A 23,267-nucleotide genomic window follows, 5' to 3' on the forward strand; every position below is an offset into this window, starting at 1 on the left:
ATGTGAGACGGGGTGGGGTGATCTATCCACGCGGGTCAGCATCTGCGGAAAGACCGTCACCCCACCCCGTCTCACATTTCGCTACGCTCATGTGAGCCGACCCTCCCCCTCCAGGGGAGGGTGAGAGCACGGCAAGTCCCCATGCCTAGCACGCCCGGCGCCTCGATTGAACTTGGCCGTGCGAGCGGCTAAGGCATCGGCCTGAGTTCGGAGGAAGCACATGACGACGCCCACGGCAGTGGCGCTGGAAGATACCAAGGTTGCGTTCCGGCTGGGGGACGGCCGCGTCTATACGGCGGTGGAGAAGGCCCATCTCGCGGTGGCACAGGGCGAGTTTGTCGCCATTGTCGGGCCCACAGGGTGCGGAAAATCGACGCTGCTCAACGTCGCGGCGGGTCTGCTGAAGCCCGCCGCCGGCAGCGTCAGGATTTTCGCCCAGCCATTGGCGGGGCTGAATCGGGATGCCGGCTATTTGTTCCAGGCTGACGCGCTGTTCCCCTGGAAGACCGCGCTGGACAATGTCGCGATCGGGCTCGAGATCAAGGGTACGCCGCGCACGGAAGCCTTGTCGCAGGCGCAGAAATGGCTGACCTCCGTCGGCCTCGGCGCCTTCGCGAACCGCTATCCGCACATGCTTTCCGGCGGCCAGCGCAAGCGCGTGGCGCTGGCGCAGGTGCTGATCCGCGATCCGAAGATCCTCTTGATGGACGAGCCGTTCGGGCCGCTCGATGCGCAGACGCGCCAAGTCATGGGCAATCTGCTGCTCGATTTGTGGAATGCCGACCGCAAGGCCGTGCTGTTCGTCACCCACGATCTCGAAGAGGCCATCGCGCTCGCCGACCGCGTGGTGATCATGTCGGCGGGGCCGTCCTCGCGCATCATCGGCGACTGGCGCGTCGGCCTGGCCCGCCCGCGCGACATCTTCGAGGTGCGCCTCGACAAGGAATTCCATGCGCTCCATCGCGAGATCTGGAGCGTGCTCAAGGACGAGGTGATGAAGGGCTACGCGCAGTCCACCCAGGCGGCGGAGGCGGTCTGATGTCGCGCCCCACGCTGTTTGCGCTGCAAGTCCTGGTCGCGGTCGTCGGCATCGTGCTGTGGCAGGTGCTGTCGACCGTCCCCGTGTTCGGCAAGATCCTGCTGCCGCCGTTCTTCTTCTCGAACCCGTTGGACGTGTTCAGCCAGATCGTGAAATGGTTCGCCTCCGGCGTGATCTGGAAGCACCTCGGCATCACGCTGGCGGAATCGATCCTCGCCTTCGTGATCGGATCGCTAGGCGGGGTCCTGGTCGGCTTCTGGTTCGCGCGCCAGCCGCTGGTCGCCGCCGTGTTCGACCCCTATGTGAAGATGGTCAACGCACTGCCGCGCGTCGTGCTGGCACCGATCTTCGCGCTGTGGCTCGGGCTCGGCATCTGGTCCAAGGTCGCGCTCGGCGTCACCTTGGTGTTCTTTATCGTGTTCTTCAACGTCTATCAGGGTGTCAAGGAGGTCAGCCGGACCGTGCTCGACAACGGCCGCATGCTCGGCATGAGCGAGCGGCAGTTGATGCAGCATGTCTATTGGCCGTCGGCGCTGTCGTGGATGTTCTCGTCGCTTCACACCTCCGTCGGCTTTGCCGTGGTCGGCGCGGTGGTCGGCGAATATCTGGGATCTGCGGCCGGGCTCGGCTACCTGATCCAGCAGGCGGAGGGCGTGTTCGACGTTGCCGGCGTGTTCGCCGGAATGTTCGTGCTGTCGGCCTTCGTCATCCTGATCGATTTCGGCGTCACGCTGGTGGAGCGGCGCCTCCTGGTGTGGCGGCCGGCCGCGTCGGACGGGCGGGGGTAGGAAGCAGGTCTATTTGATCGCGTCGATGCGATCCCGGACGTGTGTTGGGCACGCTATTGCGCCGAAGGGCTGATGGCCAGCCCGCTCAGGCGGTGCTTCTCAAGCCAGCCCCGCTGCTCTATGGTGCCGCCGGCCGAACGGAGGAAAACCAATGAAGAACACGATTGCTAGGCTCGCGGGCGCGCTGCTCGCGCTGACGCTCACCACCTCGCTTGCCGCGGCGCAAAGCAAAGTCACCATCGCGGTCGGCGGCGGCTCTTGCCTGTGCTATCTGCCGACGGTGCTGGCCAAGCAGCTTGGCGAATACGAGAAGGCCGGCGTCAGTGTCGAGCTCGTCGACCTCAAGGGCGGTTCGGACGCGCTCAAAGCCGTGCTCGGCGGCAGCGCCGACGTGGTCTCCGGCTATTTCGACCATTGCGTCAATCTAGCCGCCAAGAAGCAGGAGCTGCAATCCTTCGTGGTCTATGACCGCTATCCCGGCCTCGTTCTGGTGGTCGCGCCATCGCGGACCAACGACATCAAGTCGGTCAAGGATCTCGCCGGCAAGAAGGTTGGCGTCAGTGCGCCCGGCTCCTCCACTGACTTCTTCCTGAAGTACATGCTCAAGAAGAATGGCCTCGATCCCACCAGCGCCGCCGTGATCGGGGTGGGCCTCGGCGCTACTGCGGTGGCCGCGATGGAGCAGGGCCAGATCGATGCGGCGGTGATGCTCGACCCGTCCGTGACCGTGCTGCAGGGCAGCCACAAGGATCTGCGCATCCTGTCGGACACCCGCACCCAGAAGGACACGCTGGAGACGTTCGGCGGCGAATATCCGGGCGGCGCGCTGTATTCGACCGTGGCCTGGATTAACGGCCACGGGAAGGAGGCGCAGGCGCTCACCAATGCGATCCTCGCCACGCTCGCCTGGATCCATTCGCATACGCCGGAGGAAATCATGGCGAAGATGCCGGAGGAGACCGTCGGCAAGAACAAGGACCTCTATCTCGCCGCACTGAAGAACACGATCCCGATGTATTCCGAGACCGGCAAGATGGATCCGAAGGGCGCCGATGCCGTGCTTAACGTGTTCAGTGTCGGCTCGCCCGAGGTGGCGAACGCCAAGATCGACGTCAGCAAGACCTTCACCAACAAATTCGTCGAGCAGGCCAAGAAGACCACCGGGAGCGCTAAATAGCCGGCGCGAAGGCGTGGTAACCGACCCGTCATGACGTCACCGGTCATTCATCGCGTCGCGACGCTCGATCTTGCGGTGCAGCCGATCGTCTGGCCGTTCGCAGAGGAGCGCCGCGCCGAGATCGCGGCGCATTTCGCCGAGAAGCAGCGCGAGCGGCCGAAGATCTGGAATGGCCGCGTCCTGCTCGGGCGCGACGCCGCGTTCAGCGACGGCCACCTGACCGCGACCTATTTCGAGACCGATTTCGCAAGCTTCCTCGCCTGGCGCGACTGGGGCTTTCCCGACAAGGCCGTGTTCAACGGCTTTGGCATGGGCGCGTTGCGCGCCTCCGACGGCGCCTTCATCATGGGCGAGATGGCGTCCCACACCGCCAATGCTGGCCGCATTTATTTCCCCTCGGGAACGCCTGATCTCGACGACGTCAGGGACGGCGCGCTCGACATTCCCGGCAGCGTCGTCCGCGAGCTCGGCGAGGAGACCGGCCTGACCGCAGCCGAGTATCGGGTCGAGCCGGGTTGGCATTGCGTGGTCACCGGCCCCACGATCGCGATGTTGCAGGTCATCAACCTGGACATGCCGGGCGATGTGGCTCGCGCCAGGATCGAGGCCAACCTTGCGCGCGAGACCGAGCCGGAGCTGTCGGCCATTCATCTCGTGCGTGGGACCAGCGATCTCAGGCCGTCCATGCCGCGATTTGTCACGGCCTTCGTCGAGCAGCAGTTCGCAGCGCGCTGATGCGCGAGGCTTGACATCGCCCCGCGCAGCCCATGTGATGGGCAGACGAAATTGCACCAAGAATGCAATGCACAATCGTCAGGGAGGTTTTGATGCGCCTGCGCATGGCTGCCCGCTTGGTACGTGGGCTGTTGGTCGCAATGTCAGCGACGGGCTTGGCGGTGTCTGCTGAGGCCCAAGAGAAAGCTCAAGAGAAGAAGCTCAAGATCGGCGTCATCTACGATCTGACCGGCCCGCTCGCCGGCGGCGGTTCGGAGCTGCAATATACCGGCGCAAGGATCATGCTGGATCAGTACAGCGCGAAAGACGTCGAAGGCTACAAGATCGAGGCGATCTATGCCGATGCTCAGAGCAAGCCGGATGTCGCCATCAATGAAGCGATCCGTCTGATTGAGCAGGAAAAGGTCGACATGCTGCTCGGCTTCTTCTCCTCGGCGCAATGCGTGCCGGTGGCAGCGCGGGTCGAGCAGCTGAAGAAGTTCATGTGGATCACGACCTGCATTTCGTCGGCGGTGCTGGAGAACAAGAACTACAAATACGTGTTTCGCCCGCAGGCCTCCGGCGATCAGTTCGGCATGATGACGATGGACTTCATCGCGCAGAACGCGAAGGAAAAGTTGGGCAAGGACCCGAAGGACCTGCGGGTCGCCATCATCCACGAGGACGGCGCCTACGGCGTCGACGTTGCCAAAGGCAACGAGGCCGGTGCCAAGAAAGCCGGTTTCAACATCGTGCTCAGAGAGGGCTATTCGGCGACGGCCCCGGATTTGTCTGCGCTGGTCACCAAGCTGAAGCGGGCCAAGCCGGATGTGGTGTTCCATACCGGCTATAATCCCGACATCACCCTGTTGCTCCGGCAGGCCCGCGAACAGGGCCTGAAGTTCGGCGCACTGGTAGGACATGGCGCCGGCTACGGCGTCTATGAGAAGCTGAAGGAAGGCCTGGGCGCCGACGTAAACTACGTCTTCAACACCGATCCGATCTCGATCTGGCTCGCCAACCAGAAGAACATGGATCCGAAGCTGCCGCCGATCATCAAGGCGATCGGCGAGGAGTTCGACAAGCGCAAGCCGGGCCTCGCCATTCGTTCGGCCCATGTCGGCATGGCTGCGTCCAACACCTATTTGTTCCTGACTGACGTGCTGCCGCGAGCGATCAAGAAATATGGCGGCGTAGATCCCGACTCCCTGCGCAAGGCAGCACTGGACACCGACATACCCGAAGGCGGCACCATGCTCGGCTTCGGCGTCAAATTCCACGGCGAGGGCTCGCCAATGGCCGGCCAGAACGAGCGCTCGTTCCCCGTCGTGATCCAATACGTCGACGACAAGTCCTATGTGGTGTGGCCCAACAGCCAGGCGCAGCGCGAGGCCGTGCTGCCGCTGCCCAAGGGCACCACCTACAGCAACCAGTAGCGGGGTTCTGCGGTGTTGGAAGTTAGCGGATTGGTGAAGCGGTTTGGCGGCTTCACCGCCGTGAACAACGTGTCGTTCCGGGTCGATCAGGGCGAGATCCTCGGCCTGATCGGCCCCAACGGCTCGGGCAAGAGCACGATCTTCAACATGCTCTCCGGCACGCTGGCGCCGACCTCCGGATCGATCCTGTTCGCCGGGCACGAGATCGCGGGTCTTGCGCCGCACCGGATCATCAACAGCGGCATCGGCCGGACCTTCCAGATCCCGCGGCCGTTCCGCCGCCTCAGCATTTTCGAGAACGTCGCGCTTGCCGGCTTCTACGGCCAGGGCCGCCACAGCCGCACCAAGGCGGAGGAGGCGGCCGAGCGGTCGCTGGCGATGGTCGGCCTGCCGACCGACCGCCATGCCAGCGTCGATGGGCTGGGCGCAGCAGGGCTGAAGAAGCTCGAGCTGGCGAAGGCACTCGCCACCGCGCCAAAGCTGTTGCTCGCCGACGAGAGCCTCGGCGGCCTCGACGAGGCCGAGATGGATCAGGCCGCGGACATGCTGCGCAACATCCGCGACGAGCTCGGCATCACCATCATCTGGGTCGAGCACATCATGGGCGTCCTGATGCGCGTCGTCGACCGCGTCATGGTGCTCGATCACGGCGAGAAGATCTCGGAAGGCCTGCCGAGCGCGGTCGCGGGCGATCCGCGCGTCATCGAGGTCTATCTCGGCACCGATGCCGAGACCACGCAAGCCGCGGCCGCTGAAGCGCGCCGCCGCGCAGGAGGTTAGGCGATGCTGGAGCTTCGCGGCGTCAATGCCGGCTATGGCACTTTCCAGGCGCTGTTCGACGTCAATCTCGACGTGAAGGCCGGCGAAGCCGTCGGCGTGATCGGCCCCAACGGCGCCGGCAAGACCACCTTGATGCGCGTCATCTCCGGCCTGATCCGCCCCTCGCGCGGATTGATCAAGATGGAGGGCGTCGACCTCGTCGCGACCCCGGCGCACAAGATCGTCAGCCTCGGCATTGCGCATGTGCCGGAGAACCGGCGGCTGTTTCCGCAACTCACGGTCGACGACAATCTCAAGATGGGCGCCTTCATGAAGGAGGCGCGGGACCACTACGCCGAGCGGCTGGAGGTGGTGTTCGACCTGTTTCCGCGCCTGAAGGAGCGCCGTCACCAGATGGCCGGAACCATGTCCGGCGGCGAGCAGCAGATGTGCGCCATCGGCCGTGCGATGATGTCCAATCCGAAACTGTTGCTGCTCGACGAACCCTCGGCGGGGCTCGCGCCGGTCGTGGTGCAGCAGGTGTTCGAGCTGGTGAAGCGGATCCGCGCCAGCGGGCTGACCGTGCTGATCGTCGAGCAGAACGTGCAGCAGGTGCTCAAGGTGGTCGACCGCGCCTATCTGATCGAGGCGGGCACGATCCGCAGCTCAGGCACCTCGGCCGAGATGCTGGCGAGCGACACGGTCAAGGAAGCTTATCTCGGGGTGTGATGGGTATGCAGGCGTTCCTGGATGTATTCGACATCTACCTGCTGGAGGCCGTCATCAACGGCATCCTGCTCGGCGGCGTGCTGGCGCTGCTTGCGCTCGGGCTCAACCTGATCTTCGGCGTCATCGACGTGACCTGGATCTGCTACGCCGAGCTCGTCATGATCGGCATGTATGGCATGTATTTCATGGTGCAGTATTACGGCTTCAGCTATTTCGTTGCGGCCCCGCTCACCATCCTGCTCGTCGCCGTGCTCGGCGCGGCGCTGCACTACCTCGTCATCGCCCCGCTGCTGACCGCACCTCCAATCAACCAGCTGCTCGCGACCGGCGGGGTGCTGTTCGTGCTGCAAAGCTTTGCCACCGTCGCCTTCGGCATCGACTTCCGCAATCTCGGCATCCGCCTGCCGGTGCTCGCCCTCGGCGACATGAATTTCAGCTACGCACGACTGCTCTCGTTCGTCGCCGCGCTGGTCGGCATGGTCGCGGTCTATCTGTTCATGACGCGCACCTTCACCGGCACTGCGATCCGCGCCATCTCTCAGGACCGGCAGATCATGGCGCTGATGGGGGTCGACACCAAGCGGATCTATCTCATTACCTCCGCGCTCGGCGGCGCGCTCGCCGGCCTCGCTGCCTGCCTCCTCGTGCTGCAATATGACGTGCATCCCTTCGTCGGCCTGTCCTTCGGGCCGATCACGTTCCTGATTTGCGTGCTCGGCGGCCTCGGCAATTTCATCGGCGGTTTCATCGCCTCCTTCGTGTTCGCCGAGATCATCTCGCTCGGTGGCCTGTTCTCCGACCTCGAATGGGGCTATGTGCTCGCCTTCGCGTTCTTCATCGTCATGATGTTCATCCGGCCCGCGGGCCTGCTTACGAGGCGCCGATGATGGGGCAGGGGCGGCTTGCTGCATGGGGGGTGGGGCTGGCGGCGCTGGTCGCGCTGCCCTTCGTCTATCGCGATCCCTATCATCTGCACATCCTGGTGCTGATCCTGATCTGGTCGTTCGCCTATACGTCCTGGTCGATGATGGGGCGGTTCGGCCTCGTCTCGCTCGGCCATGGCGGTTTCATGGGGATCGGCGCTTACGTCACCGCGCTGTTGTGGAATCACGCAGGACTGTCGCCCTGGATCGGCATTCCCATCAGCATGGCGGCGGCCGGTGCGCTGGCGATGATCGTCGGCTATCCCTGCTTCCGCTTTCGCATCACCGGGCATTATTTCGTGCTGGTGACGCTGGCGCTGTCAGGCATCGTGCTCCAGGTCATTACCGCGACGCGCGACTATACCGGCGGCTCGCTCGGCTACACGCCGAACCGCGCATCCGGCAACAAGCTGCTGGCGCTGCAATTCGACGACAAGACCACCTGGTACCTGATCGCGCTGGCGGTCTGGCTGTTCGGCATCGTGGTCTGGCACTGGGTCGACCGCAGCATGGCCCGCTATGCGCTGGAGGCGATCTCGGAGGACGAGGACGCTGCGGCCGCGGCCGGCGTCGACGTCACCGCCGAGAAACTGAAGATCACGCTGCTCAGCGCGTTGATGACGGCTTTGGCGGGCGCGATTTACTGCCAGTACCAGATGTTCATCACGCCCGACACGGTCAGCGGCATCGCGGTCTCGCTGCAGATGGTGTTCGCCGCGATCGTCGGCGGGCTGTTCGTTTCGCTCGGTCCGACCGTCGGCGCCATCATCACCATCCTGCTGGCGGAGAGCTTGCGCATCGGTTTCGGCACCAAGGCGGTCGGCTGGGACAATCTCGTCTACGGCGTGCTGCTCGTGCTTTTCATCATATTCCTTCCCAAGGGCATCCTTGGTAGCTTGCTCGACCGATTGAAGTTGCAACGCAAGGTGCCCCGCGCTCATGAGCAAAAAGCCGTCCAAGTCGCTCGCCCCGGAACTTGACCGTTACATCACGCCGTTCCGCTACGATGGCTCGGGCAAGTTTCACCTCAAGGACCACAAGACCGACGAGAAGGACGATCTCGACAAGGAGAAGGCGCAGGCGATCCTCGACACCAACAAGAAGCGGCTGATCGCGTTTCAGGAGAAGCTCTACGCGCAGGACCGCTGGTCGCTCCTGATCGTGTTCCAAGCTATGGACGCCGCCGGCAAGGACTCCGCGATCAAGGCGATCTTCGAGGGCATCAATCCGCAGGGCTGCGAGGTCACGGCCTTCAAGGCGCCGAGCAGCAAGGAGCTCGACCACGACTTCCTCTGGCGTCATGCGGTCGCGCTGCCCGAGCGCGGCCATATCGGCATCTTCAACCGCTCGCATTACGAGGAATGCCTGGTGACGCGCGTACACCCGGAGATTCTCGCCAAGGAGAAGCTGCCGCCAAGACTCGTCACCAAGAACATCTGGAAGGAGCGGTTCGAGGACATCTCCGCCTTCGAGCGCTATCTCTGCCGCAACGGCACCGTGGTGCTGAAGTTCTTCCTCAACGTGTCCAAGGAAGAGCAGCGCGAGCGCTTCCTCGCGCGGCTGGACGATCCGGCCAAACAGTGGAAGTTCTCCATGGACGACATCAGGGAGCGTGCGCTGTGGCCGCGCTACCAAGCGGTCTACCAGGAAATCGTCCGGCACACGGCAACCGCGCACGCGCCCTGGTACGTCGTGCCCGCCGACCACAAATGGTTCGCCCGCGTCGTGATCGGCTCGGTGATCAATGCCGAGCTGGAAAAGCTCGACCTGCGCTTTCCCCGTGCCGACAAGGCCTCGCTGGAGGAATTCAAGCAGGTGCGCAAGGCGCTGGAGAAAGAAGTGACGGGAGGCAGGAAGCAAGCAAAGTGACAGCCGGCGGGACCACGAACTGCAAGAACGTCAACTTCGCGCTCCAGGGCGGCGGAGCGCACGGCGCCTTCGTCTGGGGCGTGCTCGACCAGGTGCTCGAGGACGGCAGACTCGCGATCGAGGCGATCAGTGCGACCAGTGCCGGCGCGATGAATGCGGTTGCGATGGCCTCCGGCATGGCGCATGGAGGCGCGGAGGCCGCGCGGGAGAGCCTGCACGCATTCTGGTACGAAGTGTCGCGCATGGACATGGCGTACGATCTGATGTCGCCGCTCAACCAGTGGATCCAGGCGCTGAAGCTGCCGCCGGAATATCATCCGGTCCACGCATTCATCCACACGCTGACGCACACGCTGCCGCCGAACCTGCTCAATCCGTTTCAGTTCAATCCGCTCCGCGCGCTGTTGCAGCGCGTGGTCGACTTCGACCGGCTCAATTCCTCGCCCGATGCGCCGCAGCTATTTCTCAATGCCACCAACGTCCGCACCGGCAAGATCAAGGTGTTCCAGAGCCCGCTGCTCACGGCGGACACCGTGCTCGCGTCAGCCTGCCTGCCGCCCTATTTCCAGGCCGTCGAGATCGATGGCGAGCATTACTGGGACGGCGGCTATCTCGGCAATCCCGCGATCTATCCCTTGATCTACCGCAAGGGCAGTCACGACGTCGTCATCGTGCAGGTGACGGCGATCCGGCGCAACGAGCTGCCGGCGAGTGCCGCCGATGTCCTGCACCGCATCAACGAGATCAGCTTCAATTCGTCCCTGATGCGCGAGATGCGCGCGATCGCTTTCGCCACCCGGCTGATCGACGACGGCGAGCTCGACAGCAACAAGCACAGCCGCATGTACATGCATTGGATCGGCAACGACGCGTTGATGTCGCAGCTCGGCACGGCCACGCAGTTCCACCCCGAATGGAGCCTGTTGTGCCGCCTGCGCGACGAGGGCCGCGCGGCGGCGCGAAGCTGGCTGGCGCGAAACTTCGACCAGATCGGAAAGGCCTCGACGGTCGACCTGGCGGAGATGTTTCTCTAGGCGGGCGAGCCGGCCATCGACAAAAAGTGCGAAAACAACCCCATGCACAGTAGCCGGGCATAGCAGAATCAATGGCTTGTCCGCTCATCATCCGTGATGCGGATTTCACGAAGTCCGATTGCCTTGTCGGGCAAAACAGGGGCATGATGTCACCATACCGGCTGTCGCGCTCGATGTCCTTGCCCAGCGCGAGAGTGCTCCTGATTGGCAGGTGCAGGAATTCACGATCGGGCGCGGCCATCTAGGGAACTTGCACGTTCAATTGTGATCCTTTGCGCCTTTGATCCCGCTTGACAGTTTTGTATCGCAGGAGGACCATGCCCGTGGTCGCAAACAAGCGACGCGCAACGTCCACCTCATGAGCAAGGGGAGGTCTATGACGCCACCTCCGCAAATCCAGCCGCGTTAATTGCGATGGAGCTCGTTCGGACTATCGCATAGCGGCAAAAACCGCGAACGGCACGCCGGGTCAAGGTTTAGCGGGCCGCATCAGTGAGGCAAGGCCCCTACCTTCCCGGCGCTGTAATTTGATCCCATCGATCGTGTGGCGGCGAGGGCGCCGCAACGGGGATCTTTGACATCCTTGTTTTCCATTTCCTCATCTTCATCGATCCGCAGTGACGAAGCGGGCTTTGGTGTGCACAGGCGCTGAAGGCGCTTCGCTGGGCGGCGGCTCCTGATCCTGCAATGCGGCAAATGCCAAGAGAATGTCGCCTCGAAGGCCAACTTCCGACACAGGCTGGGGGCGAATAGCGGCTATCCGACATGACGCATGTGCTTCGGCAGTGACGTTGCCGAGACCGTCGGCGCATTTCAGTCTTCCAGGGAATCCTCGTGTCGCACAAGCTGGCCGCGGTCGTCCTCGCCGCTCTCTTCCTCACGATTCCATCTCTTTCCGGCGCCCGTGCCGAGCCCCCTGCGCCCACGGCAAACAATGTTACTGCATTATCGCCTGACGAGGCGAAGCGCGCGCTGGAAACCCTTCAGGACGACAAGAAGCGCGCACATATGATCGATACGCTCCGTGCGATCGCCAACGCGTCGGGTCCGCAACAGCCGGCGCCGCAGCCGAATTCGCCAATCCCGCTTTCGGCCGACGGCCTCGGCGCGCAGCTCATGCTCACGGTCTCGGAGGAGATCGGCGAGATCTCGCGTGAGATCGCCGGCATGGCGCGGACGCTCACGCACTTTCCGGCGTTCTACTACTGGATCGTGCGCACCGCGAACGATCCCGCAGCTTACAATCTTCTGATCGAGATCGCCTGGAAGCTGGCGCTGGTGCTCGGCTGCGCCCTGTCGGCCGAATGGGTGATCTTCCGCCTGATCCGCCGGCCGGTCGCGTTCCTGGAGGGACGCGTGCCGCAAACCGCGCGCCTGCCGGCACCGGCGCTGCCGCTTGCCGATCCGCCATCGTCAGTCGCCGACGTGACGCCGGCACCTGAAATGCAACAGCGACGCCACAGCCTTGCGCGGGTCTGGCAGATCATGCTGCGCCTGCCCTTCGTGCTCGGGCGTTTCGTGCTCGAGCTGCTTCCCGTGCTCGTCTTCGTCGGCATCGCCACCGCGCTGCTCGGGACGGAGATCGGAGAACCGACAACCGTCCGCCTCGTGATCCTCGCCGTCGTCAATGCCTATGCGTTCTCGCGTGGGCTCATCTGCTTGGTCCGGGCGCTGGCGGGGCCGTTCGGCTTGTTTCCGGTGCGCGCGGAGACCGCCGCCTATATCGAGATCTGGGCGCGCCGCATCGTCGGCGTCGGCGTCTCCGGCATCGCCTTTGCCAATGTGGCGCTGCTGCTCGGCCTGCACCGCGCCGGCTACGCCGCGCTGCTGCGCATGGTGATGCTGGTCGTGCACCTCTTCATCGCCGTCATCATCCTGCAATGCCGCCGCCAGGTCGCCGATGCCATCCGCGCCCCGGCCGAGCGGCAGGGGATTGCGGCCCGTTTGCGCAACCGCATCGCCGGCGGCTGGCACTATCTTGCCATCGCGCTCGACCTCGCGCTATGGGCGGTGTGGGCGCTCAACATCCGCAACGGCTATTCGCTGCTGCTGCAATATTTCGTCGGCACGATCGTGGTGGCGCTGATCACGCGTGTCGTCATCATGCTGACGCTGAGCCTGATCGACCGCGGCTTCCGCATCAGGCCGGAGATCCTCCAGCGCTTTCCCGGCCTCGAGATCCGTGCCAACCGCTATCTGCCGCTGCTGCGCAGGATCGTATCCGGCGTGATCGCCTTCATCGGCTTCGTGGCGGTGCTCGAGGTCTGGGGCGTGGACGCGATCGTCTGGTTCTATGGCGGTCAGATCGGCAGCCGGCTGATCTCGGCCGTGGTGACCATTGGCCTCGCCGTATTCATCGCCGCCGCCATCTGGGAAGCCAGCAATGCGCTCCTTGACCGCCAGATCAATACGCTGTCGCGGGACGGGCACTATGCCCGCGCCGCGCGGTTGCGCACCTTCCAGCCGATGCTGCGCACCGCGCTGCTCTGCCTGATCGCGACAATCGTCGGCCTCACGGCCTTGAGCGAGATCGGCGTCAATGTCGCGCCGCTGCTGGCGGGCGCCGGCATCGTCGGCATTGCGATCGGCTTCGGCTCGCAGAAGCTGGTGCAGGATCTCATCACCGGCCTGTTCCTGCTGCTGGAGAACACGGTGCAGGTCGGCGACACCGTCAGCGTGTCGGGGCTGTCGGGCGTGGTCGAGAACGTCTCGATCCGCACCATCCGCCTGCGCGCGGGTGATGGCGCCGTGCACATCGTGCCGTTCAGCGCGGTCACGACCATCACCAATGCCAGCCGCGGCGCGGGCAATGCCTCGGTCAGCGTCAACGTCGCCTATAAGGAAGACACCGACCGCGCCGGCCAAATCCTCAAGGACATCGTCGACGAGATGCGCCGCGAGCCGGAATTCCGCGCGCTGATCCGCGGCGACCTCGAGCTGTGGGGCGTCGACAAGGTCGACGGCGCGATGGTGTCGATCGTCGGGCAGATCCGCTGCACCGAGGCCGGCCGCTGGCCGGTCCAGCGCGAATTCAACCGCCGCATGAAGCTGCGCTTCCAGCAGAGCGGCATCGAGGTCGCATCGTCCGTCCAGACCATCCTGATGCAGATCGCGCCGCCGGCGGACAGCGCTGCCAATCTGACACCCCGGCGGGCGGCTGGATAAGCAGCCGATCGCATATCAGTTCTTGGCGGCGGCCTGAGCGCGCGCCTCGTCCTTCGAGACGGCGCTACGCGCCTCCTCAGGACGAGGCTAATCGGCGTCGGTGCCCGTTGATCCTGATGTCTCGCACTCCGTCCTCATCCTGAGGGCCCGCCAACGGTGGGCGTCTCGAAGGATGGCCGCGGGCGAGAATAGGGGCCTCCATGGATCGAGACGGCGCCGACGCGCCTCCTCAGCACTTGCGCAAGTCTCGCTGCGGTGCGAGATCACAATTGGTGCTTCGGTCTCTCCGTTCTTGATCTGAATGGAGCGGTGGCTGACAATGGCCGCGGTTCAATAAGAAACTCCTTGGGGGAATCGTGAATAGACCTGCTCGGGTCAGCGCCCATTCGACATCATCCGAGACCGCGCATGGCATGACGCTGCTGCGCGACCCCCTGCTCAACAAGGGTACGGCTTTCACGGAAGCGGAGCGGGCCGCACTCGGCTTGCGCGGCCTGTTGCCGCCCTGCGTGCTGACGATGGAGACGCAGGCCCAGCGCGTGCTCACCAATCTGCGCACGCTGCCGACGGACCTGGAGAAATATGTTGCCCTGAACGCGCTGCATGACCGCAACGAGGCGCTGTTCTTCCGCCTCGTCGTCGACAATATCGACGAAATCCAGCCGATCATCTACACGCCTACGGTCGGGCTTGCCTGCCAGAAATACGGCCTGATCTTCCAGCGGCCGCGCGGCATGTTCATCTCCTCGCGCGATCGCGGCCAGATCGCGGAGATCCTGAAGAACTGGCCCTACCAGGCCAGGCTGATCGTCGTCACCGACGGCGAGCGCATTCTTGGCCTCGGCGATCTCGGCGCCAACGGCATGGGCATTCCAGTCGGAAAGCTCTCGCTCTATTCGGCCTGCGCCGGCGTGCATCCCGAACTGTGCCTGCCGATCGTGCTCGACGTCGGCACCAACAATGAAGAGTTGTTGAACGATCCCTATTATCTCGGCCTGCGCGAGCGGCGGCTGACGGGCGAGGCCTATGACAGCTTCGTCGACGAGTTCATGCAAGCCGCACGCAAGACGTTTCCGGACGTGCTGATCCAGTTCGAGGACTTCGCCAATCATTCGGCGTTCAAGCTGCTGCACAAATATCGCGACGAGGCCTGCGTCTTCAACGACGACATCCAGGGCACCGCGGCGGTGGCGCTCGCCGGCCTGTTCTCGGCTCTGCGCGTCTCCGGCGGCAAGCTGAAGGATCAGAGGATCCTGTTCCTCGGCGCGGGCGAGGCGGCGACCGGCATCGCCGATCTCGTGGTCTCCGCCATGATGGCGGAGGGCGCTTCCGAGGCGGACGCGCTTCGCCGCAACTGGCTGGTGGATTCCCGCGGTCTCGTTGTCAGCGGCCGCGAAGGCCTCTCGGGCCACAAGCTGCGCTATGCGCACACCGACCAGGCGCCGATCGCCGACTTCCTCACCGCGATCAAGACGCTGAAGCCGACGGCGATCATCGGCGTCGCCGCGGTCGGGGGTGCCTTCACACCCGATGTGCTCAAGGCGATGGCCGAACTCAACGAACAGCCGATCGTGTTCGCGCTCTCCAATCCGACCTCCAAAGCCGAGTGCTCGGCGGAGGATGCCTATCGCTACACGGAGGGGCGCGCGCTGTTCGCCTGCGGCAGCCCGTACGATCCGGTCAAGCTCAACGGCCGCAGCTTCGTGCCGCGCCAGGGCAACAATTCCTACATCTTCCCGGGGGTCGGCCTCGGCGTCATCGCCAGCCGCTCGCGCCTCGTGACCGACGAGATGTTCATGGCAGCGGCCCATGCGCTCGCCGATTGCGTCGGCAGGGAAGATCTCGCACAGGGCAGCCTCTATCCGGCACTGCCGCGCATTCGCGAGGTCTCCGTCCGCATCGCGGCGGCGGTGGCTGACGTGGCCTACCAACGCGGGCTCGCGGCTGGACCCGCGCCCAATGACGTGAAGGCCTTGGTCCAGTTGCAGATGTACGAGCCGAAGTACTGACGGATCAGGCTGATCGTTGATTGGTGCCGGAACGAACATCCGTTCAGGCGCTGGCTGGTTCTCCTCTCCCGCTCAAGCGGGAGAGGAGCGCACCTCCGTCGTTGCGCGATCAAGCCTCATTTTCATCGCGCCTAAAGCGGGTCGATCTGTCCCAATTCTGGACAGTTAACTGTGGTGGAATCGCCACAGCTGGCGCGAAACGGCCGCGGCCCCAGAGCCGCTTTTGTTCCGACAAGGTTCTGCCCTCATTGCCCACCGAAACTTGGGGTTGTTCGGAGGGCGCATCATGTCTCGCATTGCAAGTGCCGAAACTGCCCGGATGTCGCTGGCGAGCTCGAGCCGGTTATTGCTCGCGGTCCTGGGAGCCGCATCGCTCGCTGCCTGCTCGCAATCGCCGGTCGGCCGTCAGAAAGCCGATCTCGCTGGAACAACCCGGCAAGCCGCGGTGGAGCGCCCGCACAGGGTGGCGGCGCTGCATCCACGCCCGATCAGTCGGGCGCGCACCTCCGATGGTGGAGCAAGGCACACAGCTTCGCACGGCGTCGCCAGCTTCTATTCGGATACGGAGACCGCGAGCGGCGAGAAGTTCGACAGGAACGAATTGACCGCGGCGCATCCCACCCTGCCGTTCGGCACCAAGCTGCGCGTCACCGAGACCTCCTCCGGCCGTTTCGTGACGGTCAGGGTCAACGACCGCGGGCCCTTCGTGCGCGGACGCGTGGTTGACATCTCGCCGTCCGCCGCCGAGGCGCTCGGCATGGTCGACAAGGGCATCACCAATGTCAGGCTCGAGGTCGTGCGATAGGGCGCCTCGCGTCGCGACCGATGCGGCGCGCTTAACCGGCTGTTAGAGGCTTCTCAAGCACCATGGCTGCCCACGCAATTCGGGACTTTGGGGGAGGCGGCGCTTGAACACGATCCAGCATCTCGAAGATCAGGCTGCGCGCGCCGAGCGGCTCGCCAAACGGATCACGGATACGCTGACGATCGAAAAGCTGCTGACCTTCGCCGGCGAACGCCGCCGCGAGATCGAGGTCATCGCCGGCAAGGACCGCCGCAACTAGCTCTCGCGAACCATGCGGCAAGCGCGGCCGCTCTCGGTTTCCTGTCTGCGCAATGGATGCGACGCCCGCTCAGCTGTGGCTCTCGACGAAGTCGCTGAGGTAATCGGGGAGCTCTATCCCATCGATATCGCAGCGCGCCTTGATCTCGCCGGCGACGTCGGTCGAGATGTCTTTCATCCAGTGCTCGAGGGTGTTGAACGAAATCACCTGAATCGGATCGCTGAAGCAACCGGCGACGAGTTCGCCGATGGTGGCTTCGAGATCGCTTCGCTCGATGCGGATTTCGGTCGCCTCGTCGCGGCGATCGACCACGACGAACAGGGTCTGGTCTGCGCCATAAGGCACGACGGGAGATGTTACGCCAGCTTCAAACATGTGAGGCGCTCACCACTTGACTTCCGATCTCTGACAACGGGAAAACTCGGAAGAAGGTTCCTGCTCGCGCGCTTGTGAACGCCGTCAGAGAAATTCTCTCAAGCGCGACAGCTCGACGACGTGCTCGGGGGAGAGGATTTCGGTGACGAGCGGCGGCTGCGCCACGGTCCTGATCTCGTAGAGATGCCGGGTGGTCGCCGGCTTCTGCATGAAAGCCGAGATGCAATCGTCGAGCGTGCCTTCGACCACCTGGTAAGGCTCCCGGTCAGGCTGGCGCTGATTGGCAAGCGATGGCCATTTATGCAGCACCGCAAGCGCGGCGAAATCGACCTTTGAATCCCCGCCTACGTCCCCCATCGCCCTGCCTCACGCAAAAGACGACCCCAGCACACGCGTTCGCGTACCGGGGCCCATACACCTGTCGCTGCATCTCAACGCCACGAGCCCCAACGCGGCAGCCGGGAAAAGGTTCCCGGGCTCATCCGCGACAGCGTGGGGCTCAAGCACTGGGACTCTTCGGAATTTGCAATATCCAGCGGACAAACGCCTTCACGCGGGGATCTTTGGCCATTGCCGCGGGCCAGCGCACGATTTGAGCCTTGCTCGACGGCAAGTCCCACGATGGCGGAAGCACCCGTACCAGTCTGCCGTCCTTGAGGGCGTCCTGGACCAGCAGCGAACGCGCGAGCACGATCCCGTTGCCGGCCAGGGCCGCGGCTATGGCGGTGGCTATCGTTGCAAAACGTATCTCGGCGGGTGGCGGTCGGCCGAGGCCCAATCGCTCGAACCAGGAGGTCCATGACCATTCGACCCCGCGGTCATCGCCGGACCGGCCCTTGTGCAGGAGCGGCAAGGATTTGAGGCGCGTCACGTCGGTCAGTGGCTGCTGGCCAGGCAGCAGGCGTGGGTGGCAGACCGGGTAAACATGCTCGCGAACCAGCAAACGCTGCGTGGACGTTGGCCTCAAGCCGGCTGCTGGTTGCCACAGCACCGCGACGTCGAGATCGGTCGAGCTCGCATGTGCGTCGGCTTCACGTACGGCCAGTTCAACCGGTATGCCGGGATGCGTCTGCGCAAAATCGGGCAAGCGGCGCACGAGCCAATAGTCGGCAAGCGCTGCACCGACGCCGACTTTCAATGCCGGCGGCGGAGCGGCGGCGCGACAAAGCGCGCGAAAATCCGCCATCCTGTCGAGCAAACCGGCCAACTCGTTCGAGAGGGCAATACCGGCGGGCGTGGCACATAAGCCGCTCGGCTGCCGGATGAGGAGGGGCGTCCCGACGAAGTCCTCGAGCTTGCGGAGCCGATGACTGACCGCGCTCTGCGTGAGCCCGAGCTCCGCGGAGGCACGCGTGACGCTCGCATGTCTCAAGGCTGCCTCGAACGCAATCAGCCCGTCGAAGGGAGGAAATGAACGCATTGCATCATCATGAATCATTTTCATGCCGATGTGAATGCATTGCATTGGCGCAGGCCTCGCCCCGGCATGCATATCGGGACCAGACGCTTTCATGATGGGACAACGATGATCAGGCCTGAACCCGATATGCAGCCCTCAAGCCGTTGGCACGACCTGCTGCCAGCGCTGGTGCTCGGCATGGCGGCCTTTCTGACGCAGTTCGACGTGACCGCGGTTGTTGTCGCGATGCCGGCCATGGCCGCCGAACTCGGTTTCGGCGGCGCCGCCTATGCCTGGGTGATGGATGCCTATAGTCTGGCATTTACCGGTGGGCTGCTCGCTGCGGGCGCGCTGGCCGACAAGTATGGACGCCGACGCGCTTTGCTTGGCGGCAACGTCGTGTTCATGGTCGGATCGATCATTTGCGGCTTCGCGGCGGGCGGTCCAATGCTGTGGGCCGCGCGTGCAATTCAAGGCCTTGGCGCGGCGTTCGTTATCACGGGAGGCATTGCGCTGCTTGCGAGCGCCTATGCTCGGCCTGACGAGCGCGCCCGTGCCTTCGCGTTCATGGGCGTGCTCTCGGGCATCGCCATGGCGCTCGGACCAGCGCTCGGGGGACTTGTCGCGGCCTGGTTCGGATGGCGCTGGATCTTCCTGGCCAATATCCCGCTTTGTCTGCTCACCCTTCTGGCCGTTCCGCGGCTGGTCGCAGAGTCGCGTGATCCCGCCGGCCGCCCGCTGGACTGGAGCGGCGTCGTGCTTCTCACGTTTGCGCTTGGTATTGCGATCGAGAGCCTGTTGAGGGGAGGTGAAGTGCCGGCCCGGATTGCAGCGGGCCTTGGGCTGAGCGCGTGTCTGCTCGCCATTTTCGTGATGCAGCAGCGGCGGCGGCCCATTCCGATCTTCGACCCCGCTGTGTTCATGCGGCCGGTCATGGTCGGCATTTCCTCGCTGTTGATTGCTGTTTCTGTCGGGTACTGGGCGGTTCTCGTTTATCTGCCTCCGTTCCTGAGCGCAGCATTTGGCTGGGCAGGCCCGTCCGTTGGCTTCGCAATGCTCTTCGCGACGTTGCCGATGCTTCTGCTGCCGCCCTATGGTGCTCGCCTGGCAGCACGCTGGGGCTGGCGCCGGCTGTTCGCGACGGCGATGCTGGCGCTGCTGGCAGGCGATCTCATTCTGGTACTGGCGGCGAGCGGCTGGCTCGCGAATGCGCAAGTCGTTCTCGCTGCGGCGACAACCGGAATGCTGTTGACCGGGATCGGCGCGGTCCTCGCGCATCCGCAACTGTCGAGCGCCGTCGTTGCGCTGGTGCCTCCGGCCCAAACGGGCATGGCCTCGGCGGTCACCGTGGTCATGAGACAGGCCGGATTTGCACTCGGCATCGCAGCGCTCGGTGCGATTCTATCGGACGAAGGAACGGCTGCCGGTTACGCGTGGTCCTGGCTTGTTGCGGCTCTTGGATCAGCAGGCGGCCTCATCGCCGCATCGACGTTGCTGCCAGACCAGCAGCCTTAGCTGTATCTGGCGGATATAGCCGGCTGTCGTGGCCACACACATCGCGACGGCGGCCGAGAAACGGTTCCCGGCCGCTGTCGCCATTCAGCTCGCGGCGGCCGCGATCCTGTGCCAGGGGCTGTCATGCTCCTGGTTGCTGTCGCCGCGGCGGACCTCCGGCGGCAGGCCGGCAAAGCGCCGCAAGGCCTCCGCCATCTGCACCCGGCCCGAAACGCCTGTGATCACTACGTCCACCATCGCAAAGGACGAGTGGAAGTGGCCGCGCGCCTTGAGCTGCTCGACCGGGACGCCGGCGGCCGCCATCGCCTCGGCGTAGGCGATCCCCTCGTCGCGCAGCGGATCGAACTCGCAGGTGACCACGAGGGCCGGCGGCAGGCCGGCGACCTTGCCGCGCAGCGGCGAGACCCGGGGGTCGGTGCGGTCCGCCGGCGAGCAGTAGAGGTCCCAGAACCAGTACATCAGCGAACGCGTCAGGAAGTAGGCGGTCCCGTTTTCCTCGTAAGAGGGCCGATCGAAGCTGCAGTCGGTGACCGGGCAGACCAGAAGCTGGCCGGCGATGGCGGGCCCGCCGCGGTCGCGCGCGAGCTGGCAGGTGACGGCCGCAATGTTGCCGCCGGCGCTCCAGCCGGCGACCAGCACCGGGCCCGGCCTGCCACCGAGCTCGGCGGCGTGCTCGGCGATCCAACGCGTGGCCGCATAGCCGTCCTCGGCCGCGGTGGGGAAGCGATGCTCCGGTGCGTGGCGATAGCCGACGCTGACGAACATCATGCCGGTCCGCCGCACCATGTCGCGGCAGAACGGCTCGTCCGATTGCTCGTCGCCGAGCACCCAGCCGCCGCCGTGGAAATAGACCACGACCGGATGCGGTCCCGGCGTTGCCGGCTTGTAGACGCGGTAAGGCAGCGCGCCGTCGGCAACGGGCAGGGTGCCGTCGACGATCTCGCCGATTGGCCGCCCCGCAGGCCTGCCCTTGTTGAACTCGTTGACGAAAGCACGGGCGCCGAGCGCGCCCATCGATTCGATCGGCGGCAGGTTGAGCGAGGCGAGCAGGTTCAGCACCAGCCGCACGTCGGGCTGCAGGCGCACCACCTCGCCGTCATTGCATTGCACGGCGCCGTTGGGACCGGTGAGCTTGAAGCCGAGCATGCCGCGGCTGACCACCTCGTCGCAGATGCTGCGATAAGGGCCGACGCCGCCAGTATAGGGCATCAGGCCCTGCACCTTGCCGGGCACGTTGGCGCCCGTGTACCAGGTGTTGGCGAGCCGGTGCAGCGTCAGCATCGAGCAGTCCGCCATGTGCCTGTTCCAGCCGGCCTGCGCCGTCTCGGTCGGCTCGATCGTGGTGAAGCCGGCATCGCGCAGCGCGGCAAGGCGATCGACCACCCAGTCGACATGCTGCTCGATCGACACCGCCATGTTCGACAGCACCGACGGGCTGCCGGGTCCCGTGATCATGAAGAAATTCGGGAAGCCCTCGACCGTGAGGCCGAGATAGGTCTGCGGCCCCTGCGCCCAGACATCCGACAGCGACTTGCCGCCGCGCCCGGTGATCGGATGCACGGCACGGATCGCACCGGTCATGGCATCGAAGCCCGTTGCGAAGACGATGACGTCGAGGTCGAAGCTGCGGCTGCTCGTGGAGATGCCGCTCGCGGTGATCGCCTTGATCGGCTCCTTGCGCAGATTGACCAGCGTGACGTTCGGCCGGTTGTAGGTTGCGTAATAATTGGTGTCGAGGCAGGGGCGTTTCGCGCCGAAAGGATGGTCGTCCGGCATCAGTGCCGCGGCGGTCTCGGGGTCCTTGACGGCGGCGCGGATCTTCTCGCGGATCAGGTCCTGAACGATCTTGTTGCCGTCGAGGTCGACGGCCTGGTCGGCCCAGAGCTGCGTCAGGATGTGAACGAGGTCGCCGGCGGCCCAGGCGCGTTCGAACCGCTCGCGACGCTCGGCATCGCTCAATTGCCAGCTCACGACCGTCTGCTGCGGGTAGGGCACGCCGGCCATCGACTGCCGCGCCTGCTCGCGATAGGCCGCGCGGTCACTTTGCAGCAGGCTCATGCGGTCCGCGGGCGCCGGGCCGTTATGCGCCGGCAACGCGAAATTCGGTGTGCGCTGGAACACCGTCAGATGCGCGGCCTGCTCGGCGATCAGCGGGATCGACTGGATCGCCGAGGAGCCCGTGCCGATCACGGCGACGCGCTTCCCTGTGAGATTGACGCCGTCATGCGGCCAGCGCCCGGTGAAATAGACCTCGCCCTTGAAGTCCTTGACGCCGTCGATCTCCGGCGGCTTTGGCGCGGAGAGGCAACCGGTCGCCATGATGTAATGGCGGCAGGAGACGGGCGGCCCATTGTCAGTGGAGATGAGCCAGCGCTCGGACGCTTCGTCCCATCTGGCTTCGGTGACCTTGGTCTTGAAACGGATGTCGCGGCGCAGATCGTAGCGGTCGGCGACGAAGCCGAGATAGCGCAGGATCTCGGGCTGGGTCGCGTATTTCTCCGACCAGGTCCAGGCGGTCTCGAGCTCCGGATCGAACGTATAGCTGTAGTCAATGGTCTGGATGTCGCAGCGCGCGCCCGGATAGCGGTTCCAATACCAGGTGCCGCCGACATCGCCGGCCTCGTCGAGCCCGACCGCCGAGAATCCCGCCTTGCGCAGGCGATGGAGCAGGTAGAGGCCGGAAAATCCGACGCCGACCACGGCGACATCGACCTGCTGAGCGGTTCCGCGCTCCTCGGAGGCACGTGTGGCAACCATCGCGTCAGGCATGGTGTTCCTCCCGTATGTTCTGTTTGGCCGGTAGGCTATCGCCGCAGGCTCAGCTTGTCATTATGGCAAGTGCTACCCTAGGGTTGTCGTTTGCGGCGGCTTCGTGACCGCGCGAAATGTTGCCGCACCACACGCACCGCGACGCACAATGGCCGTGATAGCCCGGGGTAATCAGACCTCATCCTTCTGTGTATGCTTGCGCCTACAAGCCACGCGTACCAGTCCGGCCGTCATGATAGAGTTGAGTGAGCGAACCAGAGCGAACATGGACGTCGTTCTCGAGGAGACGTGCCGGCAACTGCCGCATGGTGGTGATCACGACAGCCGCAGGTTCATCGCCGAGCGCCTGATCGAGGCGGCGCAGTCCGGTCACTCCACCCTGGGCGAGCTTGGCATCGTCGCGCGCCGCGCGCTCGCGGAGCTGATTGGCAAAGGCGGGTAGGCTCGAGGCGCGAGGCTTGCCTCTGCGACGGCTCTGGACATAACCTGCCGGAATCCTTCAT

Annotated in this window: 21 protein-coding genes; 17 read left to right on the top strand and 4 right to left on the bottom strand. The window is 64.6% G+C overall.

Annotated features, from left to right (window positions below; all coding sequences use genetic code 11):
- The first annotated feature begins 220 nt into the window (after window positions 1-220).
- The 15 genes from HZZ16_RS16385 (at window position 221) to HZZ16_RS16455 (ending at window position 16,706) form a co-directional block, all read left to right on the top strand.
- Window positions 221-1,039, top strand: coding sequence for an ABC transporter ATP-binding protein (locus HZZ16_RS16385; RefSeq protein ID WP_197949509.1), 819 nt, complete (start codon window positions 221-223; stop codon window positions 1,037-1,039).
- The gene (locus HZZ16_RS16390; RefSeq protein ID WP_197949511.1) at window positions 1,039-1,827 is read left to right on the top strand and encodes an ABC transporter permease; all 789 of its coding nucleotides are present in this window, start codon (window positions 1,039-1,041) and stop codon (window positions 1,825-1,827) included. Before HZZ16_RS16385 ends, HZZ16_RS16390 begins: the two co-directional genes overlap by 1 nt.
- Before the next feature lie 151 nt (window positions 1,828-1,978).
- Complete coding sequence (locus HZZ16_RS16395; protein WP_197949513.1) at window positions 1,979-3,004, top strand: ABC transporter substrate-binding protein; 1,026 nt, start codon at window positions 1,979-1,981, stop codon at window positions 3,002-3,004.
- Between the two features lie 30 nt (window positions 3,005-3,034).
- Complete coding sequence (locus HZZ16_RS16400) at window positions 3,035-3,739, top strand: NUDIX hydrolase (protein ID WP_197949515.1); 705 nt, start codon at window positions 3,035-3,037, stop codon at window positions 3,737-3,739.
- A 92-nt stretch (window positions 3,740-3,831) separates the two neighbouring features.
- Window positions 3,832-5,154 (top strand): ABC transporter substrate-binding protein, encoded by a 1,323-nt coding sequence (locus HZZ16_RS16405; protein ID WP_197949517.1) that lies wholly within the window; start codon window positions 3,832-3,834, stop codon window positions 5,152-5,154.
- 12 nt (window positions 5,155-5,166) lie between these two features.
- Window positions 5,167-5,934, top strand: coding sequence for an ABC transporter ATP-binding protein (locus HZZ16_RS16410; RefSeq protein ID WP_197949519.1), 768 nt, complete (start codon window positions 5,167-5,169; stop codon window positions 5,932-5,934).
- A gap of 3 nt (window positions 5,935-5,937) precedes the next feature.
- A complete protein-coding gene (locus tag HZZ16_RS16415) occupies window positions 5,938-6,642 on the top strand; it encodes an ABC transporter ATP-binding protein (protein ID WP_197949521.1) in 705 nt (234 codons plus the stop codon).
- 5 nt (window positions 6,643-6,647) lie between these two features.
- Entirely contained in the window at window positions 6,648-7,529 is an 882-nt protein-coding gene (locus HZZ16_RS16420; protein ID WP_197949523.1) for a branched-chain amino acid ABC transporter permease, read from the top strand.
- On the top strand, window positions 7,526-8,545 hold the full coding sequence (locus HZZ16_RS16425; protein WP_197949525.1) for a branched-chain amino acid ABC transporter permease: 1,020 nt from the start codon (window positions 7,526-7,528) through the stop codon (window positions 8,543-8,545). Before HZZ16_RS16420 ends, HZZ16_RS16425 begins: the two co-directional genes overlap by 4 nt.
- The gene (locus HZZ16_RS16430) at window positions 8,505-9,434 is read left to right on the top strand and encodes a polyphosphate kinase 2 family protein (protein ID WP_197949527.1); all 930 of its coding nucleotides are present in this window, start codon (window positions 8,505-8,507) and stop codon (window positions 9,432-9,434) included. The genes HZZ16_RS16425 and HZZ16_RS16430 overlap by 41 nt, the downstream gene beginning before the upstream one ends.
- Window positions 9,431-10,468: a patatin-like phospholipase family protein gene (locus HZZ16_RS16435; RefSeq protein ID WP_197949529.1), complete on the top strand. Its 1,038-nt coding sequence runs from the start codon at window positions 9,431-9,433 to the stop codon at window positions 10,466-10,468. Before HZZ16_RS16430 ends, HZZ16_RS16435 begins: the two co-directional genes overlap by 4 nt.
- 834 nt (window positions 10,469-11,302) lie before the next feature.
- Entirely contained in the window at window positions 11,303-13,633 is a 2,331-nt protein-coding gene (locus HZZ16_RS16440; RefSeq protein ID WP_197949532.1) for a mechanosensitive ion channel domain-containing protein, read from the top strand.
- A gap of 356 nt (window positions 13,634-13,989) precedes the next feature.
- On the top strand, window positions 13,990-15,642 hold the full coding sequence (locus HZZ16_RS16445) for an NAD-dependent malic enzyme (RefSeq protein WP_197949535.1): 1,653 nt from the start codon (window positions 13,990-13,992) through the stop codon (window positions 15,640-15,642).
- Window positions 15,643-15,928: 286 nt separating this feature from the next.
- Window positions 15,929-16,447 (top strand): septal ring lytic transglycosylase RlpA family protein, encoded by a 519-nt coding sequence (locus HZZ16_RS16450; protein WP_197949538.1) that lies wholly within the window; start codon window positions 15,929-15,931, stop codon window positions 16,445-16,447.
- A gap of 103 nt (window positions 16,448-16,550) precedes the next feature.
- Complete coding sequence (locus HZZ16_RS16455; RefSeq protein ID WP_197949540.1) at window positions 16,551-16,706, top strand: hypothetical protein; 156 nt, start codon at window positions 16,551-16,553, stop codon at window positions 16,704-16,706.
- A gap of 69 nt (window positions 16,707-16,775) precedes the next feature.
- Here the strand turns inward: HZZ16_RS16455 and HZZ16_RS16460 are convergent, their stop codons facing one another.
- From HZZ16_RS16460 to HZZ16_RS16470, 3 genes are all read right to left on the bottom strand, one after another.
- Window positions 16,776-17,081 (bottom strand): hypothetical protein, encoded by a 306-nt coding sequence (locus tag HZZ16_RS16460; RefSeq protein WP_197949542.1) that lies wholly within the window; start codon window positions 17,079-17,081, stop codon window positions 16,776-16,778.
- Window positions 17,082-17,165: 84 nt separating this feature from the next.
- Window positions 17,166-17,438, bottom strand: a complete 273-nt coding sequence (locus tag HZZ16_RS16465) for a hypothetical protein (protein ID WP_197949545.1) — start codon at window positions 17,436-17,438, stop codon at window positions 17,166-17,168.
- A 142-nt stretch (window positions 17,439-17,580) separates the two neighbouring features.
- Window positions 17,581-18,546 carry a LysR substrate-binding domain-containing protein gene (locus tag HZZ16_RS16470; protein ID WP_246510168.1) on the bottom strand — a complete coding sequence of 322 codons (966 nt, stop codon included), beginning with the start codon at window positions 18,544-18,546 and terminating at the stop codon, window positions 17,581-17,583.
- Between the two features lie 60 nt (window positions 18,547-18,606).
- Between HZZ16_RS16470 and HZZ16_RS16475 the strand changes: the two genes are divergently transcribed.
- Entirely contained in the window at window positions 18,607-19,995 is a 1,389-nt protein-coding gene (locus HZZ16_RS16475) for an MFS transporter (protein ID WP_197949547.1), read from the top strand.
- 84 nt (window positions 19,996-20,079) lie between these two features.
- On the opposite strand, the gene HZZ16_RS16480 is transcribed toward HZZ16_RS16475, so the two are convergent.
- Entirely contained in the window at window positions 20,080-22,764 is a 2,685-nt protein-coding gene (locus HZZ16_RS16480; RefSeq protein ID WP_197949549.1) for a flavin-containing monooxygenase, read from the bottom strand.
- 265 nt (window positions 22,765-23,029) lie between these two features.
- Between HZZ16_RS16480 and HZZ16_RS16485 the strand changes: the two genes are divergently transcribed.
- On the top strand, window positions 23,030-23,206 hold the full coding sequence (locus tag HZZ16_RS16485; RefSeq protein WP_246510170.1) for a hypothetical protein: 177 nt from the start codon (window positions 23,030-23,032) through the stop codon (window positions 23,204-23,206).
- Window positions 23,207-23,267 lie beyond the last annotated feature (61 nt).

The organism is Bradyrhizobium glycinis (genome assembly GCF_016031655.1).
Lineage (GTDB): Bacteria > Pseudomonadota > Alphaproteobacteria > Rhizobiales > Xanthobacteraceae > Bradyrhizobium > Bradyrhizobium glycinis.

Bases quoted from the DNA above. Each gene is read 5' to 3' on its own strand.
- HZZ16_RS16385 (WP_197949509.1), top strand. From the start codon at position 221: ATGACGACGCCCACGGCAGTGGCGCTGGAAGATACCAAGGTTGCGTTC.
- HZZ16_RS16390 (WP_197949511.1), top strand. From the start codon at position 1,039: ATGTCGCGCCCCACGCTGTTTGCGCTGCAAGTCCTGGTCGCGGTCGTC.
- HZZ16_RS16395 (WP_197949513.1), top strand. From the start codon at position 1,979: ATGAAGAACACGATTGCTAGGCTCGCGGGCGCGCTGCTCGCGCTGACG.
- HZZ16_RS16400 (WP_197949515.1), top strand. From the start codon at position 3,035: ATGACGTCACCGGTCATTCATCGCGTCGCGACGCTCGATCTTGCGGTG.
- HZZ16_RS16405 (WP_197949517.1), top strand. From the start codon at position 3,832: ATGCGCCTGCGCATGGCTGCCCGCTTGGTACGTGGGCTGTTGGTCGCA.
- HZZ16_RS16415 (WP_197949521.1), top strand. From the start codon at position 5,938: ATGCTGGAGCTTCGCGGCGTCAATGCCGGCTATGGCACTTTCCAGGCG.
- HZZ16_RS16420 (WP_197949523.1), top strand. From the start codon at position 6,648: ATGCAGGCGTTCCTGGATGTATTCGACATCTACCTGCTGGAGGCCGTC.
- HZZ16_RS16425 (WP_197949525.1), top strand. From the start codon at position 7,526: ATGATGGGGCAGGGGCGGCTTGCTGCATGGGGGGTGGGGCTGGCGGCG.
- HZZ16_RS16430 (WP_197949527.1), top strand. From the start codon at position 8,505: ATGAGCAAAAAGCCGTCCAAGTCGCTCGCCCCGGAACTTGACCGTTAC.
- HZZ16_RS16450 (WP_197949538.1), top strand. From the start codon at position 15,929: ATGTCTCGCATTGCAAGTGCCGAAACTGCCCGGATGTCGCTGGCGAGC.
- HZZ16_RS16460 (WP_197949542.1), bottom strand. From the start codon at position 17,081: ATGTTTGAAGCTGGCGTAACATCTCCCGTCGTGCCTTATGGCGCAGAC.
- HZZ16_RS16465 (WP_197949545.1), bottom strand. From the start codon at position 17,438: ATGGGGGACGTAGGCGGGGATTCAAAGGTCGATTTCGCCGCGCTTGCG.
- HZZ16_RS16470 (WP_246510168.1), bottom strand. From the start codon at position 18,546: ATGCAATGCATTCACATCGGCATGAAAATGATTCATGATGATGCAATG.
- HZZ16_RS16475 (WP_197949547.1), top strand. From the start codon at position 18,607: ATGATCAGGCCTGAACCCGATATGCAGCCCTCAAGCCGTTGGCACGAC.
- HZZ16_RS16480 (WP_197949549.1), bottom strand. From the start codon at position 22,764: ATGCCTGACGCGATGGTTGCCACACGTGCCTCCGAGGAGCGCGGAACC.
- HZZ16_RS16485 (WP_246510170.1), top strand. From the start codon at position 23,030: ATGGACGTCGTTCTCGAGGAGACGTGCCGGCAACTGCCGCATGGTGGT.